At 66.1% G+C, this 11,807-nt stretch carries 9 protein-coding genes; 7 read left to right on the plus strand and 2 right to left on the minus strand.

Annotated features, from left to right (window positions below):
* Window positions 1–186: 186 nt before the first annotated feature.
* Complete coding sequence (locus FND50_RS18690) at window positions 187–1,425, plus strand: serine hydrolase domain-containing protein (protein WP_144289104.1); 1,239 nt, start codon at window positions 187–189, stop codon at window positions 1,423–1,425.
* A gap of 22 nt (window positions 1,426–1,447) precedes the next feature.
* On the opposite strand, the gene FND50_RS18695 is transcribed toward FND50_RS18690, so the two are convergent.
* Window positions 1,448–2,344, minus strand: a complete 897-nt coding sequence (locus FND50_RS18695) for a universal stress protein (protein ID WP_144286662.1) — start codon at window positions 2,342–2,344, stop codon at window positions 1,448–1,450.
* A gap of 442 nt (window positions 2,345–2,786) precedes the next feature.
* Between FND50_RS18695 and FND50_RS18700 the strand changes: the two genes are divergently transcribed.
* Both FND50_RS18700 and otsB read left to right on the plus strand, forming a co-directional pair.
* Window positions 2,787–3,320, plus strand: coding sequence for a flavodoxin domain-containing protein (locus FND50_RS18700; protein WP_144286663.1), 534 nt, complete (start codon window positions 2,787–2,789; stop codon window positions 3,318–3,320).
* A 74-nt stretch (window positions 3,321–3,394) separates the two neighbouring features.
* Window positions 3,395–7,036: a trehalose-phosphatase gene (gene otsB, locus FND50_RS18705; protein WP_144286664.1), complete on the plus strand. Its 3,642-nt coding sequence runs from the start codon at window positions 3,395–3,397 to the stop codon at window positions 7,034–7,036.
* Window positions 7,037–7,074: 38 nt separating this feature from the next.
* Here the strand turns inward: otsB and FND50_RS18710 are convergent, their stop codons facing one another.
* Window positions 7,075–7,677, minus strand: a complete 603-nt coding sequence (locus tag FND50_RS18710; protein WP_043793847.1) for a hypothetical protein — start codon at window positions 7,675–7,677, stop codon at window positions 7,075–7,077.
* A gap of 295 nt (window positions 7,678–7,972) precedes the next feature.
* Between FND50_RS18710 and FND50_RS18715 the strand changes: the two genes are divergently transcribed.
* The 4 genes from FND50_RS18715 to FND50_RS18730 all read left to right on the plus strand — a co-directional run bounded on the left by FND50_RS18715 (window position 7,973) and on the right by FND50_RS18730 (window position 11,799).
* Window positions 7,973–8,263, plus strand: coding sequence for a hypothetical protein (locus FND50_RS18715; protein ID WP_144286665.1), 291 nt, complete (start codon window positions 7,973–7,975; stop codon window positions 8,261–8,263).
* A gap of 96 nt (window positions 8,264–8,359) precedes the next feature.
* Window positions 8,360–9,031 (plus strand): response regulator transcription factor, encoded by a 672-nt coding sequence (locus FND50_RS18720; RefSeq protein ID WP_144286666.1) that lies wholly within the window; start codon window positions 8,360–8,362, stop codon window positions 9,029–9,031.
* Window positions 9,032–9,076: 45 nt separating this feature from the next.
* Window positions 9,077–10,795 (plus strand): GAF domain-containing sensor histidine kinase, encoded by a 1,719-nt coding sequence (locus FND50_RS18725; protein ID WP_144286667.1) that lies wholly within the window; start codon window positions 9,077–9,079, stop codon window positions 10,793–10,795.
* 122 nt (window positions 10,796–10,917) lie between these two features.
* Window positions 10,918–11,799 (plus strand): universal stress protein, encoded by an 882-nt coding sequence (locus FND50_RS18730; RefSeq protein ID WP_007298868.1) that lies wholly within the window; start codon window positions 10,918–10,920, stop codon window positions 11,797–11,799.
* The last annotated feature ends 8 nt before the right edge of the window (window positions 11,800–11,807 follow it).

The raw sequence follows: 11,807 nt of genomic DNA on the forward strand, positions 1-11,807 counted from the left end.
GGCGGTGTGTGTCCAGGTCGCTCCGCCGTACTACCAGTGTCCAACCGTGCGAGGGGTCGTTCACAGGGTCTTTCGGCCGTTTCCGGTGGTTTTCGCCCGGCGGAATCAGGGCGCCGTATCCGGCGTTGTATACAAGCATTGGTGGTGGCATCGGGCGACCGCCGAAGGATAGAAGACGTGCACACCATGACGAACCCTCGCGAACTCGCCGCAGGAAATCCGCCGGCCCGCAAGCGTACGGTGGCGCGTCCGGACCTGCCCACGCCCAGCATGATGCTCGTCGATCCTCGGTTCGGTGAGCTGGCCGGTCAGTTCTTCCGACTGTTCGGGCAGCCCACCGACGGGGGTGGCGCCCTCGCGCTCTACCTGCACGGTGAGCCCGTGGTCGACATCTGGTCGGGATGGGCGGCGCGCGACACGCGCTGGCAATCCGACACCGTGTCGGTGTCCTTTTCCACCGGCAAGGGTGTGGCGAGCACGGTGCTCCACCGGCTGGTGGACCGCGGGCTGATCGACTACGACGCACCCGTTGCCACGTATTGGCCGGAGTTCGCGAGTGCCGGCAAGGAGTTGGTGACGGTACGGGAGCTGCTGACCCACCGGGCCGGGCTGCACCGTGTGCGCGGACTGGTACCGGGGCCGTCGGCCCTGTTCGACCACGACAGCGTCGTCGGTGCCCTCGCATCCGCGGCACCGGATCGCCGCCGCGCCGTCATGCCGGGCTATCACGCCGTCACGTTCGGATCACTGGTCGCGGAACTCACCACTCGGGCGAGCGGCTCGTCGTTCACCGACCTGGTCCGCACCGAGATCGCCGAACCCCTCGGAATCCGCGAGTTCTGGTTCCAGGTTCCCGCGGAGGAACGTCACCGCATCGCGAAGTCCTTCCCTCGCATCACTCCGTTCGGGGTGCCCTGGGAGACTGCGTCCTTTGCTCTGTCGTGCTTGCCTGTGCTGCGGAACATCGCACACGCAGGCATGCCGGAGGGGTTCGACGAACTGGTCCGCAATCCGGCCATTCACGACTACGTGATGCCCGGCTGGAACGGTGTCTTCAGTGCCCGCGCCCTCGCCCGCATGTATGCGGCGATCGCGAACAAGGGCATGGTGGGCGGCAGGAGGTTCCTGACCGAGGAAACTCTCGCGCAGATCGGTGAGGTGCAGACGACGGCACGCGACTATGTGCTCGGTATCCGGATGAACTGGCGCCTGGGCTATCACGCGGCGTTCGTCGCCAGCCGCAATCAGTATCCACACGCATTCGGCCACTACGGACTCGGTGGTTCCGGTGCGTTCGCGGACCCTGAGACGGGGCTGTCGGTGGCGTTCGTGACGAACAGGATGGGCGGTGCACTGACCCCGCTCGCCGACCTGCGGCTGGCGAAACTGGGCGCGCAGGCAGAATCGATCGCTCGGCGACTGTAAGCGTGGTGCCGCAGCTGTGGGTCTAGCTCGCCCGGCGGCAGATCGTGATCGGGCAGGCGACGTGATGAAGCAAATTCTGACTGGTCGATCCCAGAAACGCGCCGGCCAGACGGTTGTGGCCGTGGCTGCCGACGACGACCAGCTGCGCGTCGCGGGCATATTCGAGGATCAGCTCGGCCGGATGGGCCTGTTCGACGACGGTGGTCAGTTGCAGATCCGGACACTTCTCGCGCCAGCCGGCGAGATTTTCCGCCATCAGAACGGATTGTTCTTCTTCGACGACGGCCCAGTTCACCATCGGCAGGGCGGCAGGGCGCTCCGAGAGGTCGCCGGCGCCCCAGCCGTGCACCGCGAGGAGCGGTACCTCGAAGAACGTGGCGAATTCGACGGCCGTGGTGATGGCGAGTGAGCTCAGTTCGCTGCCGTCGACTCCGACGACGACAGGACGGTGGTCGGGCACCGGGGACGGTGCCTCCGATCGGAACACGGTAACCGGACAGTGCGCACGGTTGACCACCTGCATGACGGTGGAGCCGGTGACGAGCGTTTCCAGCGCCCCCGCACCGGTGGAACCCACCACCACCATCTCGGCGTGCGCGCTCAATCCTGCGAGTGCCGGTCCCGCAGGGCCGGGATGGGTGCTGCACGAGACCGTGACGTCGGGGAACGCGCTCTTCACGTGCCGTTCGGCCCGATCCAGGATCTCGTGGGCAGACTTCTCGACTTCCTGGGCGAACTCGTTCTGGAAGAGAAGCGCGGCTTCGCTGTAGTGGTATCCCGGACTCGGCAGGACGTGAGCCACTCGCAGTGGCACGGACTTCCGCTGAGCGACCGCCGCTGCCCACACAGCGGCTCTCATCGCTCGTTCCGAACCGTCGACACCGACGACGATGGACTTTCGTTGCGCGAGAACGCTCATATTCTCAACTCCTCCGGTCACCGTCACGGTCCCAGACGCGGCAACGGCGCCGGTAGAGGCATAGGTCATCTGCCTGCAACGCGGCGGTGCCCGACGCCTGCGCACGCGGCAGGGGCGTGCAACGTCCCGGAAAGTGACGGTAGACCCTACTCGGTGGGCGACATCGTTGGTTGAATCCGAAGTGACACGACACCTCGGAGTTCGCCATGAATCCCCCACCTCACCATCGTCGACAGGGAAGTCGGTCGACGACGAGACAAACACAGCCATCCGCGCCGGATACCGATGACGATCGGATCGATTGGCCCGATCCGAGTCCGCTGGCCGACTGGTGGGCACGCGTGATGTTCGGTGCACACCAGTCGACTTGACACCATCGGCCGGAACATCCTCGTGCACGGAGCGCCTGGACCGAGCGGTACCACCCATAGAAGGAGTCGACATGCGAACACTTGTGGTCTACGAATCGATGTTCGGAAATACCCGGCACGTGGCAGAGGCGATCTCCCGCGGTCTCGAGTCCGCGGGCGCTGTGACGGCGATCCCGGTCGCCCGAGTCGGCGACGAAGACTTGTCCGGTTACGATCTCGTGATCGTCGGCGGTCCCACGCACGTCCACGGGATGAGTCGCGAGTCGACCCGCCACGGGGCCGCCGTGACCGCCCACAAACCGGACAGCACCGTGGCCTTGGAACCCGACGCGGAAAGCGAAGGCCTCCGCGAGTGGCTCGACGGGCTCCCCCCGAGCCACGGGAAGGCGGTGGCCTTCGACACTCGGTCAGGCGGCCCTGCGCTCCTGACCGGCCGAGCATCGAAAGGTATCTGCCGAAAGCTGCGCCTGCGCGGGTTCGATCTCGTCGCCGAGTCCGAGAGTTTCCTCGTCGACAAGGAATCGCGGCTCGAGGAAGGCGAGGAGACACGCGCCGAGCAGTGGGGCCGGACACTCGCCCAACAGGTCAGTTCCACTCCCGCGTAGCATATTCCGCGTCGCCCGGGCTCGTTTATCGGCCCCGTGACTGCGACCGCGTTCGCCACCCGGGAGCTGAGACCATGGCACAGACTGCGATCGATCTGCGTCGGCACGATGCGGTGATCCTCGACCTCGACGTCGTGACGACCGAGTCCGCCGGGGCCGACACCACGATGGCACTCGTCCGTCGATTGCAGAGTCTCGGGGTGGCGACAGCGATCTTCTCGTCCGATCGCGACGTTCAGCCGATGCTCGACTCCGCTGGGATCGCCGAGGTGTTTCCCGTTCGGGTCGCAGGCGCGTCGCCGGCCGACGCCGCCGATCGGCTGGGGGCGCGTCCGGGCACTGCGGTGGTCGTCACGACCTCAGGCGCAACGGCAGCCGCGGCCTGTCGTGGCGGCTTCGCTCTCGTCATCGGGGTCGCTCCCGACCGTCGCGCCGACAGGCTGAGTCGATGTGGAGCAGACGTCGTCGTCGCCGACACCTCCGAGATCCAGGTCCGCGCAGGCGATCTCCGGTTGTCCGAGATTCCGGACGCGCTGACGTCTCGGCACGAACTCACTGCCTTCCTCCGTGTCCGCCGGCCCGCTGTGTTTCTCGACTTCGACGGCACCCTCTCGGATATCGTGTCCGATCCGTCGGCGGCCGTTCTGGTCGACGGTGTGGCCGCCGAGCTGGCCCGGTTGACACGCGAATGCCCGGTGGCCGTGATCAGCGGACGCGACCTCGCGGATGTGCAGGCACGGGTCGGCATGGCGGAGATCTGGTACGCGGGCAGCCACGGCTTCGAGTTGGCGGGGCCGCAGGGGCAGTACTACGAGAACCCTGACGCTCTCGCCGCGGTACCGGTACTGCATCACGCCACCCGCGCGCTCACCGACCGCCTCCGCGACGTGCCGGGCGTGTTGATCGAGCCCAAGAAGTACACCGTCGCCGTGCACTATCGCAATGTTGCCGCCGACCGGATAGACGAGGTCGTCGCCACGGTCCGTGACGTCGCCACGTCCGGGGAGGTCCGGCTCAGAGTCACCGGTGGGCGCAAAGTAGTCGAACTCCGTCCCGACGTCGATTGGGACAAGGGACGCGCACTGAACTGGGTCCTCGAGCACATCCACGACGCGAGATCCCTGCTTCCGATCTACGTCGGTGACGATCTCACCGACGAGGACGCATTCGACGCCGTGTCGGCGACCGGGGTGGGGATCGTGGTCCGCAGCAGTGAGATCGGGGATCGACGGTCGGCGGCAAGATTCGCCGTGAACGATCCGGCTCAGGTTCGCGAACTGTTGCAGCGGCTGGGGGATCTTCTCGGCCGCGACCCCGAGACCGCGTCCGCGGCCGATGCATGGATGCTGTTCTTCGACGGTTACGAACCCGCGACCGAGAAGCTACGGGAGGCCATCTGCACTCTGGGGAACGGCTACTTCGCCACTCGCGGGTGCGCCCCCGAAGCAACCGCCGGCACCGTCCACTACCCGGGCACGTATCTCGCGGGTGTGTACAACCGCTTGAGCGACGAGCGTGGCGGGATGGCGATCGTGAACGAAAGCATGGTGAATGCACCGAATTGGCTGACGACGACCTTTCGTATCGAGGGCGGGCCGTGGTTCGACGTCGATGCCGTCGACCTGCTCGAGTACCGCCAGTACCTCAATCTGCGTCGCGCCGTGCTCACCCGCCGGTTTCGGTACCGGGACGACGCCGGGCGCACGACGTCGGTCATCCAGCGGAGATTCGTTGCCATGCACTTACCCCACGTCTGTGCGCTGCAGACGACGATCATCGCGGAGAACTGGTCCGGCTCGTTCGAATTGCGTTCGGCTCTGGATGGTTCGGTGCGCAACACCCTCGTCGAGCGGTACCGTGATCTCGCCGCCGAACATCTCGTGCTACTCCGTTCCGGCGCGCTGTCGGCGGACTCCGTCCTGCTGGCGGTGCAGACCAATCAATCGGGCATACCCGTGGCCATGGCGGCACGAACCACGCTGTCGCCCCACGACCGACACCGCGCGTCCACGTACCGTCTGCTCGACCGCGACGGCCGCATAGGCCACGACATCACGGTAGACCTCGGCGAGGGTGAGTCCGTGACGTTCGAGAAGATGGTGACAGTGTTCACGGGGCGCGATCACGCGCTGTCCGAGCCGGCCGAGGAAGCAGCACGCTGGGTGCCGTCGATCGGCGGGTTCGAGGAAGTGCTGGACGGTCATGTACTGGCCTGGGAGCACCTGTGGGACCGTATCGGCATCACCCTCGGTGATTACCAGGACGTCCTGCGCATCGCCAGGCTCCATCAGATGCAACTGCTGCAGACGGTGTCGCCGAACACTGCCGACCTGGACGTCGGTGTGCCGGCCCGAGGACTGCACGGCGAGGCGTATCGGGGTCATGTCTTCTGGGACGAATTGTTTGTTTTCCCGGTCCTGAACCTGCGGGTGCCGACCTTGACCCGGTCGTTGCTGCGCTACCGGTACCGTCGCTTGCCGGAGGCCCGCCGCGCTGCGCGGGCGGCCGGCTACCGCGGCGCGATGTTCCCGTGGCAGTCGGGTAGCGACGGCCGGGAGGAAAGCCAGCAAGTGCATCTCAACCCGCGGTCCGGTCGCTGGCTCCCGGACCCGAGTTGGCGTCAACACCACATCGGCATCGCGATCGCCTATAACGTGTGGCACTACTACCAGGTCACCGGGGATCTGGAATTTCTCAGCGATTTCGGCGCCGAGATGCTGGTAGAGATAGCCCGATTCTTCGCCGGCCTCGCCTCCTACGAGGGGACCCGCGGTCGCTACACGATCCGCGGAGTGATGGGACCGGACGAGTTTCATTCCGGCTACCCCGAGGCACCGCACGAGGGAGTCGACAACAACGCGTATACCAACGTCATGGCCGTGTGGGTGATCCTCCGGGCGATCGAGGCGCTCGATGCGATTCCGACCCCGAACCGGTCCGATCTCGTCGACTCTCTGAGCTTGGATTCCCACGAGATGGCGCGGTGGGCGGACGTGAGCCGCCGAATGTTCGTTCCTTTCCACGATCGGGTGATCAGTCAGTTCGAGGGGTACGAACAGTTGGCGGAACTGGACTGGGCCGGCTACCGGGAGCGGTACGTCGACATTCAACGGCTCGACCGCATCCTCGAGGCGGAGGGGGATGACGTCAACCGGTACCGGGCGTCGAAGCAGGCCGACGTTCTGATGCTGTTCTACCTGCTGTCCGCCGACGAACTGCGAGATCTGTTCGAGCGACTCGGATATCAGTTCGAACCGGAGGCAATACCGCGCACCATCGATTACTACATCGCCCGGACCTCGCACGGTTCGACGCTGAGCGCGGTGGTGCATTCCTGGGTGCTGGCCCGCGCCAATCGTGACAAGGCCATGGAATTCTTCGAAAAGGTGCTCGCGTCCGACATCACGGACATCCAGGGAGGTACGACTTCCGAGGGGATCCACTTGGCAGCCATGGCGGGAAGCATCGACCTGCTTCAGCGCTGTTTCACCGGACTTGAAACGCGTGGTGATCGACTCGTCTTCAGCCCGGAATGGCCGAACGCGCTCGGTGCGCTGGAGTTTCCGATCGTCTATCGCGGGCACCAGTTGTGGCTGACGATTAATGGTCGACGCGTTCAGGTCAGCGCGGGCGCCGGAAATCGACGCGCGATCGAGATCTCGTGTCGTGACCAGATAGTCCGACTGGAGCCGGGGTGCACGGTGAGTCTGGGCTAGCGGCTGCGTAGCCCGTCCGGGGCCAGCGCATCACGATGTCAACTGACCGGCCATCCCGGTGTTCGGCCGAGATCCTTCCATTCTCGGTCCCACTGACGCATCCGGTTTCGTCCGTTCATCCACCGCACCCCTGAGTACAGCAGGAGGGAGCAGACCGCCGCGGCGACCCAGACCGTCAGTGCCGCGCTCACGGCGATCGCCGCGTTCTGCACCCCTGACCGGGGTTCGTCGACCACGTTGCCGTTCGTGTCCACCCACACGGTAACGGTGTCGCCGCTATGAGTGCCGGGTGTGGTTTCCACGGCGGTCGAGCGCAGGGTGCCGTCCGGTGCAGTCCACTGAGCCGTCGCACGGTCCTGCGTTTCCGGTGAGCGGCTGGGCGCGTCGGCGACCACCACTTGTCGCGGATCATCGATGAGAACGGCTGATTGTGCATGTCTGGTCTGGAGTTCGGCATGAGACCGTTCGTTCAGGCCGGTGTACGTCACGGTTCCGAACGCCGCGGCGAACGGGACCACGATCAGGACGAATGTGATCAGGACGGCCGCGACGACGGAGTCGCACCGGTCCGTGGCTCGCATGAGCGGATTTCGGCTCCAGGGCGCCAGCCGCCACCAGCGCAGTGCCTGATCAGTGGTCATCACAGCCTCCTCGGACCGTCCTTCTGTTTCCGAGTCTTCCGCGCACGGGGAGGACAGCCTAGGGCACAAGGTCATTGGCAGGGGTTGCCCTGTCCTGCAATGTCATTCTGCGATCTGCCGGTATCGAGGCGCGGCTTCGCTGCACGCCGGATGCCACACCATGCTTCGCCGTCCTCCCGCAGAGATCGACAGGAGTGACTTTCGGCCCTGGAATCGGGCGCTCCGTTATCGCACCGTTGTGGAAGAGGCCGACGCACACATCGGAACCACCCGTCGGCGAAGGAACGAGGACCTCATGTTCGAATGTCACTCCACTGCATCGCGGCTGCGCGACGACCGTCACCGGCCCGACGACGAACCCGGTGAGTTCCTGTACCTCCACCCCATCGGGTTGGTGCTGGCGCTGTTGTCGGGAGCACTGACCGCAGGCCTGGTCGTCCTGCTCGGCGCCTGGCTCGCAACCCCGCTCGTCGGGGTCGGCGCGGCCGCGACACTCGTCGCCACCGTCGGCCTGGCCGTGGCGATGTTGATGCCCCACCGACCACGTCGGCACGGGACGCGCCCGGTCCGTCCAGCTGCTCGATGAGCACCGGGGCCCCTCCCGGCCCGCTTCTGACGCCTGCCGCTCCCGGCGTAGTCTGATCTTCCGGAGCGATCACACAGCAAGACTGGAGGTTGCGGCATGATCAACGTCTTTCTCGTGGACGATCACGAGGTCGTCCGGCGCGGAATCGCCGATCTCCTCACCGCCGACCCCGATCTGACGGTCGTCGGTGAAGCCGCGTCCTACTCGCAGGCGATGGCACGAGTGCCGGCCTTGAAACCCGACGTCGCGGTCCTCGACGTCCGCCTCCCCGATGGCAACGGAATCGAACTGTGCCGCGAACTGCATTCGTTGATGCCGGAGTTGCACTGCCTCATCCTGACCTCGTTCACGGACGACCAGGCGATGCTCGACGCGATTCTCGCCGGGGCCAGTGGATACGTCGTGAAGGACATCCGGGGTATGGAACTGACCCGGGCGGTCCACGACGTCGGGGCAGGAAAGTCGCTCCTCGACAGTCGCGCCGCCGCCGCCCTGATGGTGAAGATCCGCGCGGACGCCAGTGAGAAGGACGGAGTTTTCGGGCACCTGACCAATCAGGAACGGACGCTCCTCGCCCTGCTCGGTGAAGGGCTGACCAACCGTCAGATCGCTGCACGGATGTTCCTCGCGGAGAAAACCGTCAAGAATTACGTCTCCCGGCTGCTGACCAAGCTCGGAGTCGAACGCCGGACTCAGGCAGCGGTACTTGCCACGAAGATGCCGTCGAGACCGTCCGACACCTCACAGGCGAATCCCCGAGCCCAGTAGCGGTTCCGCCCCGGCGCGCCTCCACGACGTGGGACAATACGTGTCGTGACCCGTCAACCCGATGAGCGGGACAGCGCACCTCGTCTCGGCAGCCTCTCCGAGCTCCGGCTCCGTGAACTCCTGACCGAGGTGCAGGAACGCATCGTGCAGATCGTCGATGCCCGGGAGCACGTCGACGGACTCCTCGAGGCGATGCTCTCGGTCACGTCTGGCCTCGACCTCGACAACACGCTCCGCACCATCGTCCACGCCGCGATCAATCTCGTGGATGCCCGGTACGGTGCGCTGGGGGTGGTCAGCCCGCGCGAGGGCTTGAGTGAGTTCGTCTTCGAGGGCATCGACGAGGAGACACGCGAACGTATCGGCGACCTGCCCCGCGGTCGCGGGGTCCTCGGTTTCCTCATCACCAATCCCAAGCCGGTCCGACTGAAGGACCTCTCCCATCACGCCGCCTCGGTAGGATTCCCCGACCACCATCCGCCGATGAAAACCTTTCTCGGCGTTCCTATTCAGATCCGGGACGAAGCGTTCGGGAATCTGTATCTCACCGAGAAGGCGAACGGTGCACAGTTCACCGAGGACGACGAGGTCCTTCTCCGCGCACTCGCGGCCGCCGCCGGGATCGCGATCGAGAACGCCCGCCTGTACGAGGAGTCCCGGACGAGGCAGGCGTGGCTCGAGGCGACGCGTGAGATAGCGACCGAACTACTCGCGGGCAGCGAGACCGCCGAGGTGCTGCAGGTGATCACCGACGACGCGCTCTCCCTCACCGATGCCGACAGCGCTTTTCTCGCGGTGCCGGAGGACCCCGACATCCCATCGGACGAGGTCACCGAACTCGTGGTCACCGCGTCCGCCGGAACGGTGTCGGCTCGCATCGGCCGAACGATTCCACTCGAAGGGTCGACGTCCGGCGAAGCCTTCCGTGAGCGGACACCGCTCCGCGTCAACGCTCTAGCCTTCGATCCCGGGTTCGAGACGGGAACCCGGTTCGGTCCGGCGCTGGCGCTGCCGCTGCGTGCAACGCAATCGGTGGCCGGTGTGCTGGTGGTGCTCCGTCATGCCGACGCAGCGCCGTTCACAGAGGACCAGCTGGCGTTGATGTCGGGGTTCGCCGATCAGGCGGCCGTCGCGCTGCAGCTCGCCAACAGTCAGCGCCGAATGCACGAATTGGACGTGCTGTCCGATCGGGATCGGATCGCGCGGGATCTCCACGACCACGTCATCCAGCGGCTCTTCGCGGTCGGCCTGTCGCTCCAGAGCACTCTGCAGAGGGCGAAGTCACCCGAGGTCAAGCAGCGACTCGTGCAGTCGGTCGACGATCTTCACGATATCGTGCGTGACATCCGTACCGCGATCTTCGACCTTCACGGCGGTTCGGGTGCCGTGACCCAGTTCCGGCGGCGGTTGCACGAGATCATCGCCGAGATCACCGCGGATTCAGGGCTGCGCACGACCGTGCACATGTCCGGGCCGCTGTCGGTCATCGATGCCGTGCTCGCCGAACATGCCGAGGCGGTCCTGCGTGAGGCACTGAGCAACGCGGTGCGCCACGCAGCGGCCGGCACGGTCACCGTCAGCATCTCCGTCTACGACGATCTCGTCATCGAGGTCGCGGACGACGGCAAAGGGTTTCCGGAGGGCGTCTCCCGAAGTGGCCTGGACAATCTGGCTGCCCGAGCGCAGGAAGTCAACGGGCGCTTCACCATCGACACCACCCCCGGCGGCGGAACCACTCTCCGGTGGTCGGCTCCACTGCCCTGAGCCGGGATCGGCTCGCCCGTCCGCCGAGGTGGGGACCTTCTCCCCTACGCCGGCGTCGGAGGCACCGTAACGATGAGAGGTAGCGGCAATTTCTGCCGCGCGTTGCCCCCGAGGAGAACACCATGACCGCCCGCCGCCCGATTGTTGTCGGAACAGACGGTTCACCGTCGTCCCTCCAGGCCGTCGCGTGGGCCGCACAGGAGGCGGCGTTGCGTAATGCCCCACTGTCGGTGGTCTCGACCACGTTCGTGCCCGGCGCCTACGGTGTCCCGATCGGCATGCCGGAGAGCTTCTTCGACGACGAGGAACGCAACGGGAAGAACCGGCTGGCCGCCGCGGCGGAAATCGCCGCCCGAGCGGTACCCGGGCATTCCCTCGACATTCACACCACGCTCTGCACCGGAACGCCGGCCGGTGAACTCCTCGAAAGATCGAAATCCGCCGCGATGGTCGTCGTCGGCTCGAACCGGCAGGGAATCATCGAGCGCGGCTTCCTGGGATCGGTCAGTGCCGCGGTCGCCACCCACGCACCGTGCCCGGTGGCGGTCATCCGCGGGCTTCCCGATTCCGAGGTCACCCGACTCGAGGGGCCCGTCGTCGTGGGTGTGGACGGGTCGGCACACAGCGAGCCCGCCATTTCGATGGCGTTCGAGGAGGCCGCCCTGCGGCAGTGCGAACTGGTGGCCGTTCACGCCTGGTCCGACGTCGACCTCCCCGTGCACCACGAGGGCGGCAGCGTCTCCGGATGGAAGCAGGTCGTCACCCAGGAAACGGCCCTCCTGTCGGAGAGTCTCGCCGGCCGGGCCGAGGATTTCCCGGACGTGAAGGTTCGGACGATGGTCGTGATGGACCGACCGGTGCGCAACCTGCGCGAACAAGCCGACAACGCGCGACTTCTCGTCGTGGGCAGCCGCGGACGCGGCGGCTTCACCAGTATGTTGTTGGGATCCACGAGCAGGGCCTTGATGCACTCCGTCCGCTGCCCGATCCTCGTCGTCCGGTAGCGCCGACG

Source organism: Rhodococcus sp. WB9 (assembly GCF_007558985.1).
GTDB classification, from domain to species: Bacteria; Actinomycetota; Actinomycetes; order Mycobacteriales; family Mycobacteriaceae; genus Rhodococcus_F; species Rhodococcus_F opacus.